This is a genomic window from Paenibacillus sp. GbtcB18 (assembly GCF_019091125.1).
Taxonomy (GTDB): Bacteria; Bacillota; Bacilli; order Paenibacillales; family NBRC-103111; genus Paenibacillus_F; species Paenibacillus_F chitinolyticus.
On sequence record NZ_JAGXJX010000914.1, the window covers coordinates 1 to 234 of the forward strand.

Consider the following 234-nt stretch of genomic DNA (forward strand, 5'->3'; position numbering starts at 1 on the left):
CGGCCTCCTCAGGGGTGAGGGCGTAGTTCCAGGCTTGGACGTGGCTGACGGCGCCCGGTACGAAGTCGGTGGTTGCGCCGTTGTACTGGCTTCGGCCGACGGTGAAGGCACCGGAGGAACTCCAGGAGGTGGCACCGGTAGCGGTGGCGGCGAGGGCGCCGTTGACGTACAGCTTGGCTGTCAGGGTGGTGGCGTCGTAGGTCCCGAGGAGTTGTGTCCAGGTACCCGCGGTGG

At 67.9% G+C, this 234-nt stretch carries 1 protein-coding gene; it reads right to left on the reverse strand.

The genetic code is table 11. From position 1 onward, the window contains the following. Window positions 1-234: LamG-like jellyroll fold domain-containing protein (locus KVT34_RS31280; protein ID WP_217563395.1), on the reverse strand; the 234-nt coding region annotated here is incomplete at both ends.